The organism is Enterococcus sp. AAFC-DPL-5146 (assembly GCF_058216635.1).
This window is the reverse complement of record NZ_CM177103.1, coordinates 156,311-181,010: the sequence shown is the minus strand read 5'-3', so window position 1 is coordinate 181,010 and position 24,700 is coordinate 156,311. Positions and strand designations below refer to the sequence as shown.

The 24,700-nt window shown below is 37.9% G+C and carries 22 protein-coding genes; 1 reads left to right on the top strand and 21 read right to left on the bottom strand.

Translation table 11 applies throughout. The annotated features are described in order from the left end of the window. Positions 1 to 16: 16 nt before the first annotated feature. From rnc to AC4BB2_RS00680, 12 genes are all read right to left on the bottom strand, one after another. The gene (gene rnc, locus AC4BB2_RS00735; RefSeq protein ID WP_490473562.1) at positions 17 to 709 is read right to left on the bottom strand and encodes a ribonuclease III; all 693 of its coding nucleotides are present in this window, start codon (positions 707 to 709) and stop codon (positions 17 to 19) included. A 283-nt stretch (positions 710 to 992) separates the two neighbouring features. Next, positions 993 to 1,394, bottom strand: a complete 402-nt coding sequence (gene ndk, locus AC4BB2_RS00730) for a nucleoside-diphosphate kinase (protein WP_490473561.1) — start codon at positions 1,392 to 1,394, stop codon at positions 993 to 995. 210 nt (positions 1,395 to 1,604) lie between these two features. After that, positions 1,605 to 3,380 (bottom strand): oligopeptide ABC transporter substrate-binding protein, encoded by a 1,776-nt coding sequence (locus tag AC4BB2_RS00725; protein ID WP_490473560.1) that lies wholly within the window; start codon positions 3,378 to 3,380, stop codon positions 1,605 to 1,607. 17 nt (positions 3,381 to 3,397) lie between these two features. Continuing rightward, positions 3,398 to 4,300 (bottom strand): ABC transporter permease, encoded by a 903-nt coding sequence (locus AC4BB2_RS00720; protein ID WP_490473559.1) that lies wholly within the window; start codon positions 4,298 to 4,300, stop codon positions 3,398 to 3,400. A 31-nt stretch (positions 4,301 to 4,331) separates the two neighbouring features. Then, positions 4,332 to 5,294 carry an oligopeptide ABC transporter permease gene (gene opp4B, locus AC4BB2_RS00715; protein ID WP_490473558.1) on the bottom strand — a complete coding sequence of 321 codons (963 nt, stop codon included), beginning with the start codon at positions 5,292 to 5,294 and terminating at the stop codon, positions 4,332 to 4,334. Continuing rightward, positions 5,294 to 6,238 (bottom strand): ATP-binding cassette domain-containing protein, encoded by a 945-nt coding sequence (locus AC4BB2_RS00710; RefSeq protein ID WP_490473557.1) that lies wholly within the window; start codon positions 6,236 to 6,238, stop codon positions 5,294 to 5,296. The genes opp4B and AC4BB2_RS00710 overlap by 1 nt, the downstream gene beginning before the upstream one ends. Then, complete coding sequence (locus tag AC4BB2_RS00705) at positions 6,238 to 7,263, bottom strand: ABC transporter ATP-binding protein (protein ID WP_490473556.1); 1,026 nt, start codon at positions 7,261 to 7,263, stop codon at positions 6,238 to 6,240. Before AC4BB2_RS00705 ends, AC4BB2_RS00710 begins: the two co-directional genes overlap by 1 nt. Before the next feature lie 209 nt (positions 7,264 to 7,472). Next, positions 7,473 to 7,712: an acyl carrier protein gene (gene acpP, locus AC4BB2_RS00700; RefSeq protein WP_490473555.1), complete on the bottom strand. Its 240-nt coding sequence runs from the start codon at positions 7,710 to 7,712 to the stop codon at positions 7,473 to 7,475. A 142-nt stretch (positions 7,713 to 7,854) separates the two neighbouring features. Next, positions 7,855 to 8,853: a phosphate acyltransferase PlsX gene (gene plsX, locus AC4BB2_RS00695; protein WP_490473554.1), complete on the bottom strand. Its 999-nt coding sequence runs from the start codon at positions 8,851 to 8,853 to the stop codon at positions 7,855 to 7,857. A gap of 336 nt (positions 8,854 to 9,189) precedes the next feature. After that, complete coding sequence (gene recG / locus AC4BB2_RS00690; RefSeq protein ID WP_490473553.1) at positions 9,190 to 11,244, bottom strand: ATP-dependent DNA helicase RecG; 2,055 nt, start codon at positions 11,242 to 11,244, stop codon at positions 9,190 to 9,192. An 87-nt stretch (positions 11,245 to 11,331) separates the two neighbouring features. After that, positions 11,332 to 13,005, bottom strand: a complete 1,674-nt coding sequence (locus AC4BB2_RS00685) for a DAK2 domain-containing protein (protein WP_490473552.1) — start codon at positions 13,003 to 13,005, stop codon at positions 11,332 to 11,334. 65 nt (positions 13,006 to 13,070) lie between these two features. After that, entirely contained in the window at positions 13,071 to 13,433 is a 363-nt protein-coding gene (locus tag AC4BB2_RS00680) for an Asp23/Gls24 family envelope stress response protein (RefSeq protein ID WP_010761897.1), read from the bottom strand. 266 nt (positions 13,434 to 13,699) lie between these two features. On the opposite strand from AC4BB2_RS00680, the gene rpmB reads away from it, so the two are divergent. Further along, the gene (rpmB, locus tag AC4BB2_RS00675; protein ID WP_010761898.1) at positions 13,700 to 13,888 is read left to right on the top strand and encodes a 50S ribosomal protein L28; all 189 of its coding nucleotides are present in this window, start codon (positions 13,700 to 13,702) and stop codon (positions 13,886 to 13,888) included. A 44-nt stretch (positions 13,889 to 13,932) separates the two neighbouring features. Here the strand turns inward: rpmB and AC4BB2_RS00670 are convergent, their stop codons facing one another. The 9 genes from AC4BB2_RS00670 to priA all read right to left on the bottom strand — a co-directional run bounded on the left by AC4BB2_RS00670 (position 13,933) and on the right by priA (position 24,495). Next, complete coding sequence (locus tag AC4BB2_RS00670; protein ID WP_490473551.1) at positions 13,933 to 14,574, bottom strand: thiamine diphosphokinase; 642 nt, start codon at positions 14,572 to 14,574, stop codon at positions 13,933 to 13,935. Next, complete coding sequence (gene rpe / locus AC4BB2_RS00665; RefSeq protein WP_490473550.1) at positions 14,574 to 15,224, bottom strand: ribulose-phosphate 3-epimerase; 651 nt, start codon at positions 15,222 to 15,224, stop codon at positions 14,574 to 14,576. Before rpe ends, AC4BB2_RS00670 begins: the two co-directional genes overlap by 1 nt. Positions 15,225 to 15,250: 26 nt before the next feature. Continuing rightward, positions 15,251 to 16,150, bottom strand: a complete 900-nt coding sequence (gene rsgA, locus AC4BB2_RS00660) for a ribosome small subunit-dependent GTPase A (RefSeq protein WP_490473549.1) — start codon at positions 16,148 to 16,150, stop codon at positions 15,251 to 15,253. Between the two features lie 102 nt (positions 16,151 to 16,252). Further along, positions 16,253 to 18,433, bottom strand: a complete 2,181-nt coding sequence (gene pknB / locus AC4BB2_RS00655; RefSeq protein WP_490473548.1) for a Stk1 family PASTA domain-containing Ser/Thr kinase — start codon at positions 18,431 to 18,433, stop codon at positions 16,253 to 16,255. After that, positions 18,430 to 19,179: a Stp1/IreP family PP2C-type Ser/Thr phosphatase gene (locus AC4BB2_RS00650; RefSeq protein WP_490473547.1), complete on the bottom strand. Its 750-nt coding sequence runs from the start codon at positions 19,177 to 19,179 to the stop codon at positions 18,430 to 18,432. The genes pknB and AC4BB2_RS00650 overlap by 4 nt, the downstream gene beginning before the upstream one ends. 15 nt (positions 19,180 to 19,194) lie before the next feature. Continuing rightward, positions 19,195 to 20,559, bottom strand: a complete 1,365-nt coding sequence (rsmB, locus tag AC4BB2_RS00645) for a 16S rRNA (cytosine(967)-C(5))-methyltransferase RsmB (RefSeq protein ID WP_490473546.1) — start codon at positions 20,557 to 20,559, stop codon at positions 19,195 to 19,197. 5 nt (positions 20,560 to 20,564) lie between these two features. After that, positions 20,565 to 21,506, bottom strand: a complete 942-nt coding sequence (gene fmt, locus AC4BB2_RS00640; RefSeq protein WP_490473545.1) for a methionyl-tRNA formyltransferase — start codon at positions 21,504 to 21,506, stop codon at positions 20,565 to 20,567. Beyond that, positions 21,499 to 21,993, bottom strand: coding sequence for a peptide deformylase (gene def / locus AC4BB2_RS00635; RefSeq protein ID WP_490473544.1), 495 nt, complete (start codon positions 21,991 to 21,993; stop codon positions 21,499 to 21,501). The genes fmt and def overlap by 8 nt, the downstream gene beginning before the upstream one ends. Positions 21,994 to 22,062: 69 nt before the next feature. Beyond that, positions 22,063 to 24,495, bottom strand: a complete 2,433-nt coding sequence (priA, locus tag AC4BB2_RS00630; protein ID WP_490473543.1) for a primosomal protein N' — start codon at positions 24,493 to 24,495, stop codon at positions 22,063 to 22,065. Between the last annotated feature and the right edge of the window lie 205 nt (positions 24,496 to 24,700).

Below are 24,700 nucleotides of genomic sequence, written 5' to 3'. Positions count from 1 at the left end.
ACGGCTCCTTCCAAGCTTACTCAGGATTTTCTTTCAGCGCCTTTTCAGCGGCATCCTGTTCTGCTAATTTCTTTGATTTTCCTTGGCCTGTTCCGATCATTTTTTCATTGACATAGACTTCAACAAAAAATATCCGATCATGAGCAGGACCTTCTTCATTAACTAAACGGTACTCAATAGTCACATCCCCTTGGCGCTGCAAGACTTCTTGTAAATGTGTTTTGTGATCCATCTCATGTGAAAAAGCACCGGCATCGATTTTAGGAAAAATGACTTCTCCAATAAATTTCTTGACTGCATCTACTTTTTGATCTAAGAATAAAGCACCTAAAAATGCTTCAAACAAATCACACAGCAATGCTGGACGTCCTCGTCCACCAGAATTTTCTTCCCCTTTTCCAAGAAGAATATATTGGTCAAAATGACATTCTTTCGCAAATTTAGATAAACTATCTTCACGTACGATGGCTGCACGCATTTTAGTTAGTTTGCCTTCTGGCATCTCTGGAAATTGTTTGTACAGATATTGAGAAACCAATAATTCCAACACGGCATCTCCTAAAAATTCCAATCGTTCATTGTCAGATAGTTTTAAATAGCGATGCTCATTCACATAGGATGAATGTGTAAAAGCTTGTTCTAATAGGTTGACATCATGGAAAACAATGCCGTAACGTTCTTTTAATTCGGTAGTTAACTGATTGTCCATTTGCTACATTCCTTTAAATTTATTTACAACCTTCTCTATTATACTTTTTTTTGGAACATTTTTAAATGGTTAGGGCGGGAATTACGCTAAATTAGCCTTAGGATTCATCATTTTGGCATGATTTCCTCATTATCGTTGCTTATAATATGAAACTTTCTATCATAAACAAAGAAAGTTGTCTTTTTTTATAGATAAACAAAAAAGCGCTTAAGATAATCGACATCAAGAAATACCCCACTCTCTTTGATGTCCTAAAAAACCTTAATCCGCTTTTGATTTATTTTTATTCGTTGAAAAATCGTTTGATTTCTGTAAGTGCAGCTTCTGCTGAATCTGAAGCATGGATAACATTTTCGTAACTGTTGGCACCATAATCGCCTCGAATCGTGCCTGGTTCGGCTTCTAAGCAATTCGTTGCACCAATCATTTTCCGTACAGTTTTGATAACCTCAGTTCCTTCCAAGACTAGATAAACAACTTCTGATGATGTCATATAGGTCACCATATCCTCAAAGAAATCGAATTGTTTAACATGGGCATAATGTTCTTCTGCTAACTTTCGAGACATTTTAGCCACTTTTAATTGTGCAAGTTTCATTTGTTTTCTTTCGAATCGTTGAAGAATCTCTCCGACTAATTTACGTTTGACGCCGTCCGGTTTGATGATAACTAGTGTTTGCTCCATTTAATCTCTCTCCTTGTTTTCATTTGTTAAAAAGCAGAATTGAAAGCGCTTAACGAAAAGATTATCATTCTTAAGAATCCTTGTCTAGTGTACAAGTGACAAAAAAAGCTGGTACTTTGTCATTACTGGATAGAATGGTGCTTAATTGCTAAATAAAAACAAGTAGTTATGACTATTCCTTCATAACTACTTGCTCTTTAATTTGTCAGCCTAACGTTTTTCAGCTGTTAATTCAATACCATAGTAATCTCTAGTGTCTTCATAATTCCAAGTAAATGATTTCACACGATCATTAATTGGCATAATTTCATTACGGTATAATGTTGGAATAACTGGTGCTTCTTCAAACATATACTTTTGCCATGCATCGTATGCTTCTTTACGTTTTGTATCGTCGAAAGATGCTTTTGAATCGATATCTTTCAACAATTTATCGTTTTCTTCAGAAGCAAAACGAGAGTAGTTAAATGCTGCATTACGGCTATATAAACCTCCAGGAGATGGTGCACTGTTTACACCCCAAGCCGCTTGGAAAACATCGACTTCTGGATCATCGTTTTTAATTTTATCGTAGAATGCTTGGAAATCAATCAAACGGCCAGTTGCTAATTTAACATCCAAACCGATCTCTTTCCATTGTTGTAAGTAGTAATCTGCTAATGGTTGCGCTGTTTCTCCACCTGCCATTGAAGCAAAGTTGATTGTTAGCTTTTCGCCCTTAGGATTTTCTCTTAAACCGTCGCCATCTGTATCTTTATAACCAGCATCATCTAAAATTTTCTTCGCTTTGTCTAGGTCATATTGATACCCTTTTACATCAGCATCATGTAATGTTTTAAAGATTGGCGGAATCAATGTTGTTGCCCCAGTACGTAAGCCGTTATAGAATTTTTGACCAATTGCATCGTTATCCATTGCGTAGCCCATCGCTTGACGTAATTTTACATCCGCCATTTTTGCATCTGGGTTCATGACAACTTCGCCTTTTTCTTTGTCATACGTTCCTAGTTTGAAACCGACATACGTATAGGCTAATTCTTCACGACCTAACATTTGATACCCTTCTGAATCTTTATAAGTTGGGTAGTTATCTGTTGGCATTGCATAGACCATATCATATTTTTTCGCTTTCACAGCTTCAACGATTGAAGCTGTTGGTACGTTTGTAAATACGATTTTATCTAATTTAGGTTTGCCTTGATAATAGTGTTCATTTGGTAGATATTCTACTGATTCGCCTGTTACAATCTTGCTCATGTAGTAAGGACCAAATGTTACAGGATTTTTGCGGACTGCATCACTTTTTTCTTGGTCTTTAATTGGAATATCTTTAAAAACGTGTTTTGGCATTGCGTTAGTATAAACTCCACCACTTAGTTGCAACATGCCTGGATTCATTTCTTTGTATGTTACTTCGATTGTTTGATCGTCTACTTTTTTAATACCAGAAATAGTTTCTGCTTTTCCATCGTGGTATTCATCCATACCTACAACATTCATAAAGTCATCATCGTAACGAATCCCTGTATATTCTTTATTCCCAATAACTTCATAAGGATAAATAAGATCATCTGCCGTTACTGGTTGGCCATCTGACCACTTGATGTCTTTTTTCAATGTGATTGTCGCTTTTTTATTATCAACGTCTAGATCTAATTTAGCTGCGCCATCATCTGTAATGACAAAATCAGTATCGTATGAAAATAGTCCTTCATGAGATGGTCTCATATAATAATTATCATAAGCATCTTGATAGTAGACTTCTGAAAACAATCCTTTAAACTGAGTATCAGATGCAACAGCTACATCCAAAGTCCCGCCTTTGATTGCTTCTTTATCATTTTTAACTGCCATTGTAAATTTACTGATATCTTCTGTTTCTACATTCTTGTTATCAGAACCCGATTTCTTGCCTCCGCATGCAGCTAATGTTACAGCCACCACTGCTGTTAATGTAATTAAACCCAAAAGTTTCTTGCTTTTCACACTTCTTCCTCCTCGTCTTAACCTAAACGTTGTCTTGCATCCGCTGAACGCTTAAACGCTTGGCCAATATAATTTATACATAACATCATTACCAAAATCAGTACTGATGCAGGTACCCAGATCCATGTTTTATTTGCTAAAACATCACCATTGCTGGCATATCCAATTAGTGTTCCAAGACTCGGCACATTCGTCGGCAAACCAAATCCTAAGAACGTTAGCGTTGTTTCGATCCCGATATTTGCCGCAAAGTTGATTGTTAAGTTCGTAATAATCAATGAACTTAAATTAGGCATAATTTCTCGAAACATGATTTTAAAATCACTTGTTCCTAGCGTTTTTGATGCACTCACATAGTCTCTTCTTGCTTCCGATAGTGTTTTACTTCTGAATAATCGAGCCTTTGCAACCCAATAAAAGGCACTCATGATCCAAACGAAAGACCAAACATTATAATTAGGAATGATTGTTACAAACACAATGATGATCATCATAATCGGCAAGATCATGATAAAGTCAACCACACGCATCACTGCATTATCAAACATTCCGCCATAATAACCTGAAATAATCCCGATGCCCACACCGATAATCGACGTAAGAATCGTAATAGCAAAACCAATCACAACTGAATTACGAGCCCCAATGATCAATTGACCTAGCACATCACGGCCGCCTTCATCTGCTCCTAAAATAAAGTTTCCGCCAGGTTCGGCATATTTATCTAAAATACTGACCGTCATTACTTTGTCTTGATCAGTCAATAAAGCTCCGATAAAAACAATCAGTAGAATAGCCACTAGTACGACAAGTGAAAAAATAGCTAATTTATCTTTTTTGAATTCTCTTGCGATCATTCGAAATCCCATTGGAGGGATTGTTTCCGTTACGGCAACTGCATTTTCTTTATTTTTTTCCATCTCGTTTCTTCCTCTCCTTAAAATTGATTTTCTATTGCACTCGAATTCTTGGATCTACAATACTCATTACAATATCTGACACCAGATTCCCAATGAGTGTTGCAACTCCTAAAATCAATACTAAGGCCGTGATTACTGCGTAATCCCGTTGTCCGATGGAATCGATAAATAATTTTCCGATACCAGGATAACCAAAGATTTTTTCAATAACCACTGAGCCGCTGATCAAAGCGGTGATTTCGTAACTTAGTTGAGAAACGATTGGTAAAGAAGCATTTCTGAAAATGTGTCTTGTATAAACTTTATTCGTTGGTACTCCTTTTGAACGAGCAGTTCGTACATAATCCAACGACTGAGAATCAATAACCTCATTTCGTAAATATTGAATCGTAATCGCTGTTCCAAGTAGGGCTTGAGAAAGGGCTGGTAAAATCAAATGATAGAACCGATCCCAGATATATGCTCCTGTCCCTGGCTCAACGCCACTTGAGACTGAACCTGTTGTCGGGAACCAATCTAAACGAAATCCGAAAATAAAGAGCATCACTAATGCAAAAATAAATGGTGGTACTGCAAAGCTGAAGAAGTTATACACCACTACAAATTTATCTAAGATAGAATTTTGATAACGTCCAGATAAAACGCCCAACGGCAACGCAATCGCATACATAATTACAACGGTTACTAAAGATAGCAGAATCGTATTAACTGCACGACTTCCGATCAATGTTGAAACTGGTAATTTGAAAATAAAACTCTCACCAAAATCCCCATGAAAAACATTAGCAATCCATCGTACATATTGTGTTGTCCACGGATCATTTAATCCAGCTGTTTCTCGCATCTTTTCAATAACTGCAGGATCTGTATTCGGATTAATCAAGCCAGTAAATGGATCACCCGGCATCATTTTAGCTAATACAAAAATGAGTACGCTTAAAATCAGAATTTGAGGAATCATAAAGAGTACACGTCGTAAAATCGTCTTCCACATTAGTTTGCACCTCCATCTTTCAACGCTACTTGATGTGTTTCACTAATTTTGCGCAGATCATACACACGGCCATTTTGATCGTAATAATCTTTTTGCCGCTCAATGTACTCTTTTTCTACTTTACGTCGCTCAGCCTTATGTTCTTCTCGATTGGCAACATCAATTTTAGGGATCGCTGACAGTAAACGTTTAGTATAGATATGTTTTGGATCTGTGTAGATATCCTGACGTGTGCCAATCTCTACAAAACGCCCTTTGTACATGATCGCAATATTATCACACATGTGTTTTACCACACCTAAGTCATGGGAAATGAATAAATAGCTCAAGCCATATTCTTCTTGAATATTTTTCATAAAGTTCAATACTTGCGCCTGAACGGATAAGTCTAATGCTGAAACAGGTTCATCAGCAATGATTAGCTTTGGACTAGTTGCCACTGCTCGAGCGACTCCTAGACGTTGACGTTGTCCGCCTGAAAACTCATGAGGATATTTATATAGCGCATCTTCTGGCATTCCAACGATATCCAAAAGTCCTTTGACCTTTTTCTTTTCTTCTTGATCACTCAACCGCTCAAAGTTACGGATCGGTTCAGCAATAATATCCAGTACCCGTTTTTTGGGATTTAAGCTAGACATAGAATCTTGAAAAATCATTTGGACATCTTTGTTGTATTTCAACGCTTTTCGATTGTGGTGCTTGGTTACATCTTTGCCTTCATATAAAATACTGCCGTTGGTGACTTTCTCCAGTCCGATAATTGCTTTTCCTGTGGTAGACTTTCCAGAACCAGATTCACCAACTAAACCGTATGTTTTTCCTTTTTCAATAATAAAATCAACACCGTCCACGGCCAACACATGATCAGTAATTCGATTGAAGAAACCACTGCGGATAGGATAATGAACTTTCAAGTCTTTGATTTGAATAATTTCTGTCATTATACTTCCTCCTGTTCATCTCTAAAATGGAAATGCTGATAACATGTACAACGGACAAAATGTCCTTCTGTTACCTCATGCAGCACTGGTGTTTCTTCGTGGGCATCTTCTGGAATCCAAGGAATTCTTGGTGCAAAACGACAACCTTCTCTTGGTAATTTACTTAGTGAAGGAACAACGCCTTCAATTACATGAAGTTGACTATCATCTGAATTTTCTTGTGGAATTGACTGCAGTAAAGAACGTGTATATGGGTGCTTTGGATTGTTAAACAATTCTTCAGCAGATGCAACTTCTACAAACTGCCCAGCATACATCACGGCTACCTTATCTGCCATTTCAGCTACAACACCTAAATCATGCGTAATCAAAATAATTCCTGAACCAGTCTCTTCTTGTAAATCTTTAAGCAAATCTAAAATTTGTGCTTGAATCGTCACGTCTAATGCAGTTGTCGGTTCATCTGCAATAATGATTGCTGGTTTACATGCAATAGCAATCGCGATGATTACACGTTGTCGCATCCCACCTGATAATTCATGAGGATATTGTTTTCCTACTCGTTCTGGGTTAGGAATCCCTACTTGCGTTAATAACTCGATTACACGAGCTTGTTTTTGCTCGGCATTCATATCTGTATGATATGTTAAACTTTCTTTGATTTGATCTTCAATTCGCATCAATGGATTTAGTGCTGATAACGGATCTTGAAAAATCATGCCAATATCATTACCACGGATTTTATTATATAGCTGTTCATTAAAAGTCGTTAAATTCAAGTCCTTGTATAGAATTTCTCCAGTTACACGTGTATTATTTTCATCGTGCAGTCCGATAATCGTTGTAGCTAAAGTACTTTTCCCACAACCAGATTCACCAACGATGGCTAAAATTTCATTTTTTCCTAGCTCAAATGATACATCATCAACTGCATCGTAGTACTCATCTTTAATACGAAAGCCTGTGTGTAGATGTTGAACGTCTAATAATTGATTTCCATCACTCACTTTAATACACTCCTCCATGCTCAGTTCACTATCATAATTACGACAGAAAAACTCATTTAAAAAACCTTGTTTTTTTAAACATTTCTCTTTATATTCTCATTGTAATCATTTTTAAGCAATTGTATATAATATTTGTAAAAATTGCAACATTTTGGTAATGCAAATTTATCAAAATACGCAAAAAAGTGAAGCAAAACAGGCTTTGTTTTGCTTCACTTTTTTTTAAATTATAAATGGTTCATAATATAATCTACAGCGGCACCAACTGTTTCAATTTGTTCTGCATCTTCATCAGAAATTTCTGTACCAAACTCATCTTCCAGCTCTAAAACAAATTCCATTACACTAATCGAATCTGCATTCAAGTCATCTTTAATGTTTAATTGATCTGTCACATTCTCAGCTTCAATATCAAAGTGGTTTGAGATAATCTTCGCTACTTTTTCAAGTACTTCTTCACGAGTCAACTGTATTCACCTCCACTGCTTTTGAACAGCGTTCCTCACTACAGAGTTAAACGCTATGATACATTGTACTCACAAATGATCGATTTGTCCATCTTTTTTTGCAAATGCATTACAAAATGATTGCAATCAAGTTGCGAAAAGCCTATTCTTGCTCTTCATAATAGTTCACAAGTTGGGGTACAACCTCTGTTTTCAACATTGTATGAATTTGACGAATCGTATAACGAACCGCTTCTGGTCCTGTTGATCCATGTGTTTTAACGACTGGTGCTTTTAAGCCAAACAAAACGGCTCCGCCATGTTTAGAATAATCCATTTCACTTTTCATTCCGCGTAAGGCATTTTTTAAAAGCAATGCCCCCATTTTCCCTTTAAGCCCTTCTGCAAGAATAGAAGACTTCAAGAGACCCATCATACTCAGTGCTGTTCCTTCAATAGATTTCAACACAGCATTTCCTGTAAAACCATCCGTCACAACAACATCAGCAGCTCCGCTAAGTAAATCCCGTGCTTCCACATTACCGATGAAATTGATTGTTTCTTCTTCTGATAGTAACTCAAAAGCTTTTTTAGTCAGTTCGCTTCCTTTAGTTGCTTCGGTACCGTTATTTAAAAGACCTACTCGAGGCTTATTGATGTTTCTTACCTTCTCCGCATAAAAAGAACCTAATACTGCATATTGGACAAGATGCTCTGGTTTGTTGTCTGCATTCGCACCTAAATCCAACATATCAAACCCACCATCAGGCTGACCAATCACAGGTAATGTCGACATCAAACCTGGTCGTTCAACATTTTTGATTCGCCCAACGATAAACAATCCAGCCGCTAGTAAAGCACCTGTGTTACCTGCTGAAAAAATAGCATCCGCTTCACCATTTTTTACTGCTTGCGCAGCCAAAACCATCGAAGCCGTTTTTTTCCGTCGAATTGCTTTAACCGGTTCATCGTCACTATTGATTTTTTCATCCGTATGGATAATAGTAATATTCGTTTCATCTGTTACATATTTTTTTATTTCAGCTTCTTTTCCATAAAGTAAAAACTCAAGCTCTGGAAAATCCTGTTTAGCCAGCATCACGCCCTCAACAATAGCCTGAGGCGCATGATCGCCACCCATTGCATCAACTGCAATCTTCATAAAATAGTCCCTCCTAGATAAATTACAATAAGTAGTATAACACATCGAAAAGCGGAACGAACCGCTTAGACCTCGAACAAATTAGGAAAATTTTGGAAAGATGCTTTTTATCTTTTCAGAATTTTATCTATTTGTTGAGAGGTCTGGTTCGTAGAGCTGGATCATACGAAAAGCGGAACGAGACGTTTAGCTCTGTCTGAAAAATAGGGAATCCTATTCGTGACGCTCTTTGTCACTAATTGGATTCATCTTTTTTCCAAAGAGCTGTCTCGTGGAGCTGGATCACACGAAAAGCAGAATGAGACGTTTAACTCTATCTGAAAATAGAAACTTCTCTCAATCAAAAAACTGTTGCTCATCATCATTTGGTTTAATTTTTTCAGCCACTCCACGGTATTCCGGCAACACCCACCATTGTGTTTTTTTCCAAATCTCGCTTGCTTCTTGGCGAGCAACTTCGAGAATATTAAAGTCTGTCACAATATCACCAACCGCAAATTGAGGAACACCCGATTGTCTAGCACCAAACACTTCGCCAGGTCCTCGTAGTTCCAAATCCTTTTCACTTAATACAAAGCCATTATTTGTTTCCGTCATGATTTTCATTCGCTCCACACCCATCTCATTTTTAGGGTTGGCAACTAAAATACAATATGACGCCTCTGATCCCCGACCAACTCGGCCGCGAAGCTGATGTAATTGCGCTAATCCAAAACGATCTGCGTCCATGATTAGCATGACTGTCGCATTTGGAACATTGACTCCGACTTCGATTACTGTAGTAGATACTAAAAGCTGCAAGTTATTTTCTTTAAATTCCTGCATGATCTCTTCTTTTTCCTGATTTTTCATTTTCCCATGAAGCAAACCAACTTGGTAAGTAGGGTTGAAAAATGCAGACATATGCTCAAAAATCTCAGTGGCATTTTTAACGTCTAAGGCTTCTGATTCTTCAATCAATGGACAAATAACGTATGCTTGATGCCCACGAGCCAACTCTTTTTGCATCCATTCTAACACTGTATCTAACTGAGGCGGACGAATCCATCGGGTTTCTATCGGGATACGGCCAGCTGGCATTTCATCAATAATTGACACATCCATTTCTCCAAAAGCAGTAATTGCTAATGTTCTAGGAATCGGCGTTGCCGTCATAAACAACACATCTGGTTTCAAGCCTTTTTCTCTTAAAATACGACGTTGATTTACACCAAAGCGATGTTGTTCATCGGTGATAACTAAACCTAGTTTATGAAAAATAACATCTTCTTGGATTAAGGCATGGGTTCCAATAATAATATCGATTTCTCCTGAGGCTAGTTGTGCCAAAATTTCTCGGCGTTCTTTTGTCTTGGTTGAGCCAGTCAGCAGCGCTGTACGAACTTCTAAGGGATCATACAGTTGCTGTAAACTTTCCATATGCTGTTGTGCTAAAATCTCTGTCGGCACCATTAGAGCCCCTTGAAAGCCAGCCGTCATCGTTGCATATAGCGCAATCGCTGCGACTACTGTTTTTCCGCTTCCTACATCCCCTTGTAATAAACGCTGCATATGATTGGAACTCATTAAATCTCGACAGATTTCATTGGTTACTTTTTTTTGAGCAGCAGTCAACTCAAAAGGTAATTTTTGTGTAAATGATTTTAGCCGATCCACATCATAGTGAATGCTCAATCCGTTTTTCTCTGCTTTTTCTTGTCTCTTCAAGCCTTGCATTTTCAATTGGAATAAAAAGAATTCTTCAAACACCACACGACGTTTTGCTTGGTGACTTTCTTCTGGATTGCTTGGAAAATGCATCGCAAACATTGCTTCTTTTCTTGGCATCAAACGATATTTTCCCAATAATTCTTCTGGTAAAATTTCTTGAATTAACTCTCCATACTTTTCAAATCCTGTACGAATCAATTGAATCAGACTACTTTGTCGAACTTTTTTATTCACATGATAAATAGGCGCAAAATCTTCTCCGTCATTTTTAGCCGCCAGAATTTTCATGCCGTTAAGAGACTTTCGTTTTGCATCCCATTTCCCATAAACTGCAATCTCTTCTGACATAATAATTTTATCTTTCAAATACGGTTGGTTAAAGAAGGAAACATTGATTACAGCATGATCTTGCATCATCCGAAACATCATTCGACTTTTTTTATAGCCATAACGACTAACAACAGGCTCAGAAACCACAAGTCCCTTTAAAGTTACTTTTTCTTGATCCTGAATTTCATTTAATTCTTTTTCCTGAATATCATCGTAGCGAAAAGGATAATAAGATAACAAATCTTCGATTGTTTGGATACCTAACTCTTTCAGATTTTCGGCACGTTTTGGGCCAACACCTGTTAGAATACCAATATCGTCTGCTAAATCCACCACTTTTCCTCCTCTCATTAATAGATACGTATTCTACTGCCTATTGGTTTATTTTCTATAGAAAAAGCCAAACAACGAGTGTCTGGCCTTTTCGGTAATCTCAATTTATTCAGCTGAAAATAGGTACGGATAAACAGGTTGTCCACCTTCATGAAGTTCTGTTTCCAAATCTTCATATTCAGCAGTTAATGCTTCGACAAATTTTTCAGCTTCTTTCATTGTTCCACCTTCACCTACAATAATCGTAACGATTTCTGTATCTTCATCGATCATGCGTTTTAGTGTATCCAATGATGCTTTAAACATATCTGGTTCAGAAACAACGATTTTTCCGTCGATCATTCCTAGATAGTCGTCTTTTTTGATTTCAACATTATCAATCGTTGTGTCACGTACAGCTGTTGTTACTTGTCCACTGACAACACTTTCGATCATTTCTGTCATCGTTGCTTTATTTTCTTCAAGTGTTTGATGATCATTGAAAGCAAGCATTGCTGTCATCCCTTGAGAGATCGTTTTTGTTGGTACGACTGCTACTGGAATATCAGCAACTTCAGCTGCTTGATCAGCTGCCATAAAGATATTTTTATTATTAGGTAAAATAATCACTTGGTCAGCGTTAACTTCTTTAACAGCTTTCAATATATCTTCTGTACTCGGGTTCATCGTTTGACCACCACTGATGATGTAGCTTGCTCCAAGACTACGGAACAATTCTTGTACACCCTCACCTGCTGCGATTGCAATCACAGCGTATGGTACACGCGCTTTTTGAGCAACTGCCGCTTGGGCATCATGTTCTACCAATGTTTCATGCTGTAAACGCATGTTGTCTACTTTTATTTTTACTAATGAACCGAATTTTTGTCCATAATTCATGACTTCACCAGGATGTTCCGTATGAACGTGAACTTTGATGATTTCATCGTCATTTACAACAAGTAATGAATCGCCTAATTCATTTAAGTAGTTTCTAAATGTTTCATAATCGAAGTCGCTGTCTACAGTTGGACCTTCTCCGATTTGAACCATGATTTCTGTACAATAACCGAATTTAATATCTTCAGTTGCTACGTGTCCACTGACACCACGATGATGTTCAGCATTAACCATCTCGTCCATTTCACCAGGACTTGGCTCATAGATTTCTGTCGCTAAAAATTCACCTGATAAAGCTTCTAAGAATCCTTCATAGATAAATAACAAACCTTGGCCGCCACTATCAACAACACCGACTTCTTTTAACACAGGTAAAAGATCTGGTGTTTTTGCCAAAGCACGTTTAGCACCTTTAACGACCGCTTCCATTACTTCGATACAATCATCTGTTTCTTTCGCTTTACGTTCACCAGAACGAGCAGCTTCACGGGAAACAGTCAGAATTGTCCCTTCAACGGGTTTCATAACTGCTTTATACGCAGTCTCCACACCATGAGTAAATGCAGCTGCTAAATCTTTGGCATTTAACGTATCAACATCTGGAATTTGCTTAGAAAAACCACGGAATAATTGCGATAAGATAACACCAGAGTTCCCTCTAGCGCCCATCAATAATCCTTTTGAAAGAATCGTTGTTAATTCTCCGACTTTTTCAGAACGAGAATCCGCGACAGCTTTTGCTCCGCTGGTCATAGATAAGTTCATATTTGTTCCTGTATCGCCATCTGGCACAGGGAAAACATTCAATGAGTTGACATATTCTGCATTCACATGCAGACGACTCGCACCAGCCTGTACCATCTCTTGGAACTGACTTGCACTGATTTCTGTTACATTCACCTAAAAAATCCTCCTTTAGATTCACTGCCTATAAATGAAACTTCATCTATTTGACAGCTGGCTACCTAGTCAGGCAACACACGAACACCTTGCACAAATACGTTGACCGAATTAGCTGTCACACCTAGTAGTGTTTCAAGGTTATATTTTACTTTTTCTTGTACATTACGAGAAACTTCTGAAATTTTTGTTCCATAACTTACGATTGTATATACGTCGACCGCAACGCCGTTTTCTTCTTGACGCACGACAACACCTTTGGAATAATTTTCTTTACGCAAAATGCCATTTAAATTATCTTTGATTTGGTTTTTACTAGCCATACCGACGATTCCGTAGATATCTGTCGCAGCACCGCCAACAACTGTGGCGATAACTTCATTGGTAATCTCAATGGTACCTGCTGGTGTTTTGATTTTTACAGCCATTGATGAAAGCCTCCTTAAAGAGCACAATTGCCCTATTTTCTTCTATAATATTTTAACATAGCCGTACCTCAATGAAAAGGATGTTAGCCAGATTATTATAGAGAGTCTCATCGAATTTACCAATAATTGTATAATTTACATCGTTTGAAGGGAAATGTCAAACTGATTTGAAAATCCCCTTGCAAAAAACTGCCTTCTGTGATAAATTAAGTTAGTATGAGCTGAAAATTATCGCTCCGAGATCAAAGCAAAGGAGGAAACTAAAAATGGCAAAAGTATGTTATTTTACTGGTCGTAAGACAAGCAGCGGCAATAACCGCTCACATGCAATGAACGCTACTAAACGTACTGTTAAACCTAACTTGCAAAAAGTTCGTGTATTAATAGACGGTAAACCTAAAAAAGTTTGGGTGTCAACTCGTGCTTTGAAATCTGGTAAAATCGAGCGTGTTTAATAGAACATAATCAAAAAGCTGAACGGCGTGCCGTTCAGCTTTTTTTATTTGTCTCGACTTTGAATCACAGCTATCACACCTGTATCAAATGAAAATCCAGCTACCTCGCCAATAAACTCATTGCTTGCGTAGGAAGTTGGAACAGCTACATCTGCATGATTTAACGTATATTTACTTTCTGTTAACGTCAGGTTTGTCACAGGAGTTAAACAGCAATAAGCTAGATAAGTCATTTCAGATTCTTTTTTTACCACATAGCTTCCTGGAAGATAGTATGCAATACTATTTTGTCGATCTTCCAATCTAATTTGCCCCACGAAAGGTTGGAAACGAGGTTCCAATGGCAACCATAAATTTGAGAGAAAATGATCTAAGCGCCCGCCTGAAGCACCGATAATCGTTAGGCTTGCTTCGGGAAATTTCTCAAGTGCCAATTGCAAAGCTAATTGCGTATCTGTATCGTCTTTTTCCACTTGCGCTTGTTCCAGCTCTTTTGCTTGCTTTTGGACAAGTTGTTTTTCATCAGTAGTTAAAGAATCAAAATCCCCTACCGCTAAGTCCAACGACCAACCCTGTTCCAAAATAAATAAGCTCCCTCGATCGATTCCTACAAAATAATCATAGTCTTCCCAATTTAACTGCGGCCACTCATCGGGCGAACCGCCAGCCACAAGGATAATCTTCATTAACCCAATACAGCTCTTAAGGCGTCAATACGATCTTTAGGACTTTCTGAGTTATAGATATAAGAACCAGCTACAAAAACATTTGCTCCCGCTTCTTTACAACGTTTCGCAGTTGATGGATCAATGCCGCCGTCTACTTCAATATCATAAGTATAACCTTTAGACTCTTTCCATTCTTTTAATTGAGCGATTTTATCTAGTGAACTTTCAATAAATGATTGTCCGCCAAATCCTGGATTGACTGTCATAATCAAGACTTGATCGACCAAATCCAATACGTACTCAATAGCTGATAACGGGGTTCCTGGGTTAACCACTACACCCGCTTTCACCCCAGAAGCTTTGATCATTTGAATCGCTCGATGGATATGAGGCGTTGCTTCTACATGAACCGTAATAATGTCTGCCCCAGCTTTAGCAAATGCATCAATATAATTTTCCGGCTGAACAATCATTAAATGAACATCCAATGGTAGTTTCGTTACTGGTCGAATCGCTGAAACAACATTAGGACCCAGCGTAATATTAGGCACAAATTGACCATCCATTACATCCACATGAATATAATCTGCTCCCAGTTTTTCAACTAATTGAATATCTCTTTCTAAATTGGCAAAATCGGCGCTTAAAATTGATGGTGCTAGTTTCATAAAAGCCACTCCTTCATCTTATGTTCTTATTTTTTCTTGTAAATCGGTCTGCGGTTTTCTATTTCTAATAAAAATTGTAGGTAATTATCATAACGTGATTGAGCAATTATTCCTTCTTCTACACGTTTTTTCACTTCACAGCCTGGTTCTTTTCGGTGCATGCACTCACGAAACTTACATGACGACGAGGCTTCGACAAATTCTGGAAATTGTTTTGGTAGCTGAGTTGTTTCCATTTCTAAAAAGTCGATGGAACTAAATCCTGGTGTATCTGCGACTAAACCGTCATATAGCGGTAACAATTCCACATGGCGTGTGGTATGTTTCCCTCGTCCTAATGATTCAGAAATTTCATCGGTAGCTAACTGTAAATCAGGAGAAATTTTGTTTAATAAAGTTGATTTTCCTGCACCAGATTGTCCCATAAAAACAGTCAAGCGCTCAGGGAAATATTGTTCTAGTGTATGAACAGCTTCTTCATCATTCGCTTTTGTTGCAGCAATGACTGGATAGCCAATTTCTCCATAAACTTTTTTGACTTCCGCTACACCAACTGTTTCTGTCCCAGTTAATAAATCGACTTTCGTCAAATAAATAATTGGAGCAATTCCTTTATCTTCTAAAGTAACTAAAAAGCGATCTAACAAGTTATATGAAAAATTCGGCTCCACCATACTCATAACAATCACACCTTGATCTACATTAGCCACTGGCGGACGCACCAATTCATTATGCCGAGGAAAAACTTCCAGTAAATAGCCATCGGTTGGATTATCGCTTTCAAACATCACTTCATCGCCGACTAATGGCGTAATTTTACGATTTCTAAAATTCCCTCGGGCTCTTGTTTGAAATGTTGCTCCATCTGCATAAATGTAGTAAAAACCACTTAATGCTTTTCTGATTTGACCTTTCAGAAATGCCACCTCCTTGTTTCTATTGATTTCATTTTACCATAGGTTGAAAAGAAAAGAGAAGAGACAGAAGAAACCTCTTAAAATAGTTTCTTGCTGCCTCTTATATATTGTTTAGTTTTGACCAGACGTATCTGAAGTAGGTTTTGTTGGGTCAGGCCCACTTGAGAAATAAACAGTTACAGTGCTGCCAAGGCTGACACTGGTTCCGCCACCTGGTGTTGTTCGGATCACTTGATCCTTAGCGTAGCTAGATGAAGCTTCTGTCTTCTCAGATATTTTTAAGCCTTTACTTGATAAATAATCGCGAGCTTCTTTTTTTGAGTAGCCGCTGATATCATCTAAAGTCACTTTATCAGAGCCTTTACTAACCGTCAAAGTAATTTTATCATTTTTTACATTAAATGAGGAACCTGCTGACGGTGTTTGAGAGATAACTGCACCTTTTTCTACGGTGTCACTAGATTCTTCTACACGAGAAATTTGGTTTGATTTAACCCCTAGTGAGCCTAAAGCATTTACAGCATTTTCATAACTATAGCCAGCATAATTGCCTAAAACAATTTTATCTGTTCCTTTGCTTACACTTAATGTTACTTTACCTGTTTTAGGATTTATTGACGATCCTGCGCCTGGCGTTTGCCCTATGACTACTCCAGGGTCAACGGTATCACTTTCTTCATCAGAACGTGAAATTTGATTTCCCTTGATGCCTAAAGCTTCTAACGCTGCAACAGCATTTTCATAGCTATAACCAGCGTAATTGTCTAAATAAACATCATCTGGTCCACCACTAACAACCAAATTGATTTCATCCGTTTTCGGATCAGCTTCTTCACCTTTTTTCGGTGTTTGACTGATAACTTTATCTTCGTCTACCTTCAAATTTGCTTCTCTGGTAATTTTGATTTGGCTTTCTTTAAAACCTAGTTTTCCTAAAGATTCGATAGCGTCTTTATAATCTTCTCCAGTATAATCATCAAGTTTGATTTTTTTATTTCCAGAGCTTATATAAAGTTCAATTTCTCGATTTTTCTTCACTGTTGAGTCTACAGCGGGATCTGTTTTGACAACTTTCCCTTCTTCAATAGAATCATCGGGAATTTCTTTCGTCTCATTTTTGACTTTTAGTCCTGCATCTTCTAATATTCTTCGTGCATCTGCTTCAGTCTTATCTTCTACATTAGGAATCTTGACTTCACTACTGCCACTGCCAACAAAATAAAGGGCACCGCCAATTATTGATGCTAGTACTAATAAGATCAGGAAAATAATCAACGGCTTCTTTTTCTTCTTTTTCTTTTTTGCTGCCTCTTCTTGTTGCTGAAGTTCTTCGTGTTCATTATATTCGTCAGTTGGTGTTTCCATCGTATTAAACGAAGAAGGCATAGCCATTTCATCAGTAATTGGTGTTAATATTTTTGTTTCACCCATCAAACCTGTTGGTTGCCATTTTGGTTCATTCAAACGGTTAGCTGCCAAGACTGTGTACAAGTCCCGTGACATTTCTTCTGCCGTTTTATACCGATCAGCTGGGTCTTTTGTGGTTGCATGTAACACCACATTTTCCAATGACTGAGGAATATTGGGATCAAAAGTTTTAACAGAGGGCATTTCTTCTTGAAAATGTTTTAAGGCAATCGTTACCGCAGATTCACCATCAAATGGTACGCTCCCTGTGAGCATTTCGTATAGGATAATCCCAACTGCATATACGTCTGACTGATTCGTTGCCATACTACCTCTTGCTTGTTCAGGAGATAGGTAGTGGACTGATCCTAGCATCGTGTTCGTTTGCGTAATGGACGTTTCTGTCAGCGCAATGGCAATCCCGAAATCCGTGATTTTCACAACTCCGCTTTCGTCCATCAATATGTTTTGTGGCTTTAAATCTCTATGGATGATTCTATGTTCATGGGCAAGAGAAACTGCTGATAAAATTTGCTCCATGATATCAACTGTTTTTGCATATGGAATTGGATATTGGGTTTTAATAAACCGTTTTAAATCCATTCCTTTCACATATTCCATCACTAAGTACTGCAAACCGTCCTCTTCACCTACATCATAGACACTGACGATATTAGGATGAACCAACTCAGTAGCAGCTAGGGCTTCTCTTTGAAAGCGACGAATCGCTGCTTGATCATTTTGAAAGTCAAAACGTAGTACTTTAACAGCTACGTCACGATCCAAAATCAAGTCATGGGCTAGGAATACATTTGCCATTCCGCCACTGCCAATATTGCCAATAATGTGATACCGGCCATTCAATTTTCTGCCGATTTCGATCATTGGTTTTCCTCCTTCTGTTCGTCAAAATGTATCATTAAGACCGTAATATTATCTGCTCCGCCAGCTTCATTTGCTTTAGCGATTAATGTAGCCACTTTTTCATTTAATGGTTTTTCTGAAAGTACAATAGCTAAAATAGCTTCCTCAGAAACCATATTTGTTAACCCGTCTGAGCATAGTAAAATATAATCATTGGGAACCCAAAGATGGTTTGCTACATCGACTTCTACCATTCCTGGCATGCCTAATGAGCGAGTCAAGACATTCTTTCGTGGATGATTAGCGGCCATTTCACGAGTGATTTCACCTGACTTCACTAATTCATTGACTAAAGAATGGTCTTCTGTCAGTTGGCGTAATTGATCATTACGCACTAAATAAGCTCGGCTATCACCAATATTAGCTAAAACAAATGACTGATTCAATAACACCGCGCTAACAATGGTTGTTCCCATGCCTAAATAATCAGGATGCGATTGACCTTTTTCGTAAATCAACGTATTTTCATCCTGGATTTCTTTGATCATCCACTGAGCTGCTTTTTCTGATGTGTCAATAGAGCTTTCCTGCCAACGCACCCCTAAATTTTTGACTGCCATCTGGCTCGCTACGTCTCCTGCTTGATGACCGCCCATCCCATCAGCTAAAATAGCCAAAGGAACACCTGACTGATTCTCAAATAGACCTGCATAATCTTGATTCGTATTCCTCTTCAGTCCGACATCTGTTTGAAAATTGATTTCCACTATGCTTCACCTCGTTTAACAAACTTTCTGCATACAACAAATAAAAAAGCCATCCGTTCCTAATTGATGCGGGTATAATGTAAGCATTTGATCCTGTATAGCAGGCTGTACTGCTTCATTTACTGCGACATCGATTTTTTTAAATTCGGGATGTTTCTCTAAAAATGCTGCAACAACTTCCTGATTTTCTTCTTCGGCAATTGTACATGTGCTATAGACCATTATACCCCATTGTTTCAATGTATGTGCAACACTTTCTAGAATTTCTAATTGGATTTTAGGTAATTCCTCAAAATCCTGTGCCGATTTGTGGTATTTGATATCTGGTTTACGACGCATAAGTCCTAAACCTGAACATGGTGCATCAACTAAAATCCGATCAAAATACTCTTTCGGAAATTCTTCCCCAACTTTACGTGCATCCAATTTTTCTGTATCCACCACGTCTTTCACATGAAGGCGTTCAGCATTTTGCTTGATTAATTTTATTTTATGATCATGAATATCTAACGCTTTTACACGTCCGCCTTGTGTGGAATCAAGGAAGGTTGCAATATGTGTTGTTTTCCCACCTGGGGCAGCGCATGCATCCAAAACAACATGATTTTTTTCAATTTGCATAGCTGGTGCAACTAACATAGAGCTTTCATCTTGGATAGTTAATTTCCCCATCCCAAACAAGTAACTGCCTGCTAAGAATCCTTTATCTGCTACTACACCGTAAGGAGAAACTTGACTCGCTGAAACATCAATGTGATCTTTTTGCAATTCTTCCAACGCATCAGAAATACTGATTTCACGAGTGTCCACACGTCCGCTAACATGACTTTTTTCAAAAAGTGCCAAGCCTAATTTTCTGGTTTCTTCTATCCCCATTTGTTTGATTAACTTTTCTGTCAACCACTTAGGCATGCTGATTTCTACTGATAATCGTTCGATAGGATCTTTGATCTTGTCTAAGCTTGGAGCTCCTTCTCGTTGAAAGGCCCGAAGAACACCGTTAACAAATTTACCGATTCCACTATTGCCTCTATGCTTGCCAATTTCTACTGCTTCATTAATAATCGCATGATCTGGAATTTTGTCTAAAAATACTAATTGATAGACAGATAAACTAAGTAAATTTTTCACCCAACTGTCTACTTTTTTAGGATTTTGAATAAAAGGAGTCAAATAATATTCTAGTAACAACTTATGACTGATGGTACCATACACAAGTTCTGTGAATAAGCGACTATCTTTTTCTCCTAAAGCAGATTTATTAATCATTTCATTTAGCAATAAGTTTGAGTACGCTCCGCCATTATCCACACGTTCAATCGTTCTTAACGCCACATAACGAACAGAGTTTTTTATTCTTGCTGGTATTTTTTTACCCATATTGATTAGCCCACCTTATCTGCTTGTGCAACTGTTTTACCAACCCCGTTTAGGAAATCTTGAATGAATAATTTCCCTTTTCCAGATGGTTGAAGGATGTTCACAGAAAGAACGGTTCCTTTTCCACAAGCGATCCATAATTCTTTTTTGCTGCGTTTAATAATCGTACCAGGAACAGCCTCAGTGGTTTCTTCCAAAGGTGTAACGTCCCATAATTTCCAATTGATTTCTTTATATGTTGTAAAAGCTGTCGGCCATGGACGCATACCACGGACTTGATTATCGACTTCTTCAGCTGTTTTATGCCAATCAATTCTTTCTTGCTCTCTGGTAATGTTTGGCGAAAAACTCACTTGACTTTCGTCTTGAGGAATCGGAGTAATTTCTTTTGCTAAAATTTTAGGCAATGTCTCCAACAGTAAGTCTTTACCTACAGCACTTAATTTATCAAACATTGTACCGACATCATCTGTTTTAGTAATCGGGATTGCTTTTTGAGAAAGAATATCTCCTGCATCCATTTTTTTCACCATTTCCATGATTGTGACACCTGTTTCGTTTTCTCCTTCAATAATAGAATAGTGAACGGGTGCACCTCCGCGGTATTTTGGCAACAGCGATGCATGGACATTAACTGCTCCAAATTTTGGTGCGTTTAAAATTTTCTCTGGTAAAAATTGACCGAAAGCGGCCGTCACGATTAGATCTGGAGCAAGTTCAATAATCTGCTCCATTTCAGGCGATCCGGATATTTTTTCAGGTTGCAACACAAGTAAATTATGTTTCAAGGCAGCTTCTTTTACCGGCGTTGGAGTAATTACTTTTTTTCGTCCTACAGGTCGATCTGGCTGAGTGACCACCGCTTGAATCTCATACCCCTTTTCGATTAGTCCTTCTAAGATAGGAACAGAAAAAGCGGGTGTTCCCATAAATATAATTTTAGTCATCAAAATGTTCCTCCATATATGCATCTAAATCTTCTGGTTTGATTGGTTCAATGATTTTATCAATAAACAGCTCACCATTTAGATGGTCGATTTCGTGTTGAAAAGCTCTCGCAAGATAACCATAAGCAGTTACTTCAATTTCGTCTCCTTCACGATCATAATAACGAACGGTCACTTCATCTGCACGTTCAACTGTTCCATATGTTTCCGGGATACTTAAACAACCTTCAACATCGATATCTGTTCCTGTACTCTCAATGATTTCAGGATTGATCAATTCAAACAATCCTGTTTCTTCATCTACTTCGATTACTGCAAGCTGAAGATTTTTACCAATTTGAGGCGCAGCTAGACCAATGCCGTCATGGGCAATCATAGTCTCATACATATCTTCTAAAAGAGTGATTGTTTCATCTGTAATCATTGTTACTGGTTTCGCTTTTTGTTTCAAGCGTTCATTAGGGTGTATAACTATAGGGTAGCGCATTAAGTTTCCTTTCTTAAAAAAAATCGTTTAGCAGCATCAACAGTATAGCTAACTATTTTTTTAGCTTACTTAAATAAAATTCATCGGTTCCGCATCAATTGATAATTTCAACCCATTGGCCGTAGCTCTTTGAGTATCAGTCAGTATCTTTTTTAAAATATTTTGTAAGTTTGGTTCATTTTTATATTTAATGATTACCTGATAAAAGTAACGATTATTGACCCGCATGATGGCATTAGGCGTTGGGCCAAGTAAAATACTTTGATCGGATAACCCTTCTTTCAACTCTTTGACTATTTCAAACATCTGTTTTGCTGCTTGATTTTCTTCTGAATGACTTGCTGTGATTTGCACCGTAAAATAAAATGGTGGGTAATCACTGCGATGGCGTACGTACATCTCTTTTTGGTAAAAGTCCTCATAATCTTGAGCTTTAGCTAACTGAATGGCATAATGTTCTGGATTAAACGATTGAATGATTACTTCTCCCGGCTTTTCTGCACGTCCTGCTCGCCCGCTGACTTGGGTCAACAACTGAAATGTTCGTTCACTAGAGCGAAAATCAGGCAAATTAAGTGCGGTATCTGCATTCAATACACCAACTAAAGTAACATTGGGAAAATCCAGTCCTTTAGCAATCATTTGTGTACCTAATAAAATATCTGCTTCGTGATTACCAAATGCTGTCAAAATCTTTTCGTGAGCACCTTTTCTTCTAGTTGTATCAACATCCATTCGTAAAACACGACTTTCAGGGAAAAGAGCTTTTAGTTCTTCTTCCACCTTTTGAGTCCCTGTGCCATAATAGCGAATTTTATCTCCGCCACAATTTGGACAATGATAAGGGATGCGTTCTTCATGTCCGCAATAATGACATTTCATGGTTTTTGTATCCATATGCAATGTTAAGGAAATGTCGCAGTTTGGACACGGCAAAACATATCCGCAATCCCGACACATAACAAAAGAAGAATAGCCTCGACGATTTAGCAATAAAACACTTTGTTCTTTTTTCGCCAGACGATCTTGTATTTTTTCTTGAAGTGCTAATGAAAATGACGAAGTGTTTTTATTTTGAATCTCTTCACGCATATCAACCACATCAATGGTCGGTAATGTCGCAGTCTGATTCGCTCTTTTCGTTAACACTAAACGTTCATACACATTTTTTTGTGCCCGAGCTCTTGACTCCAATGACGGTGTCGCACTTCCTAATACCACAGGACAATTATGATACTCTCCACGCCAAATAGCTAGATCGCGGGCATGATAACGAGGTGTTTCTTCTTGTTTGTAGCTTGCTTCATGCTCTTCATCAATAATTACTACCCCAAGATTTTCCAATGGAGCGAAAATTGCTGAACGTACACCAACCACCACTTGTGCTTCACCACGTTCGATTTTCCGCCATTCATCATATTTTTCTCCTTGGGATAAGGCACTGTGCATAACGGCAACCTGCTCACCAAACCGACTCTTAAAGCGATGAACCATTTGCGGTGTTAACGAAATCTCTGGTACTAACATCATAGCTGTTTTCCCTTGATTCAAGACTTCTGCAATTACTTGGAGGTACACTTCTGTTTTCCCACTACCAGTGATTCCTTCTAATAAATATGTTTTACTTATTCCTTGATTCATCGAACCAAGAACCTTATCTACAGCGTTTTGTTGCTCATCATTCAAAGATAAAGCAGTCGTTTTCTCAAATGTATGATCTGCAAAAGGATCTCGATACGCTTCTGCTTCGATAAAAGTCAGCCACTGTTTATTCGCTCCGTCATTTAAAATAGCGGTACTAAAACCAAGTTCTTTCATCTCTTTGACGGTAGTCGTTTGTTCTAAACCCGCTTGCTGTAAATAGTTAATCAACTGTTCTTTTTTCTGAGAACCTTTTCTAAGTTCCATCCGCGCTTCTTCTAATTCTTCAAAACTTTTAAGTGCTTGGATATAGCGAATCGTCTTTACTTTATTCCGTGTATTGACTTCATAGCGAATATCAACTTTTTGCTGCTTTCTAAGCTGCATCAATTGCGGTAAGATAGCACGAGCTTGCGCATCATCCCAAGCAATTTCTTCCAAGCCATAGAATAGTTCATCTTGAAGTTTTTCTTCTAATTCATCTGTTAAATATATGTACTTTCGATAATCCGCCCGCATCACACTTGGCAGCATCGTTTGTAAACAAGTAATCTTAAAGGCAAATGTTTTTTCCTTCATATAGTCAGCAAGTTCCAGCAATTCAGTATTCAGCACTGGTTTTAAATCTAAAACAGACAAAATCTCTTTCCATTCAAACTTTTGTGCTGCGATCACTTCATCAGAAACGTCGTCTATCGCTAAAACAAATCCTTGTAGGTGCCTATTTCCATTACCAAAGGGAACTTCCACACGCATACCGACTGCTAATTGTTTTTCTAAGTTAAAAGGAATCAAATAAGTAAACGGTTGATCTGTCTGCATCGTTGGTACATCAACAATTACTTGTGCCGCTTTTCTCATAAACATTCCTCCGTTTCTATAAATTTAGTTCTACTCTTCTTTTGAATCAGCATTTCTTTGCTTATTGTACTAAAGAATCCGGCATTTGTCTTGTTCCTCTGATCTCTATTACAAAAAATTAACCGCTTCTATTCATTCGTTGTCATCACAAAAAAGAAAAACTGAGATAAAACTCTTCAAAGTTTTGTCTCAGCCTTTCCTATGT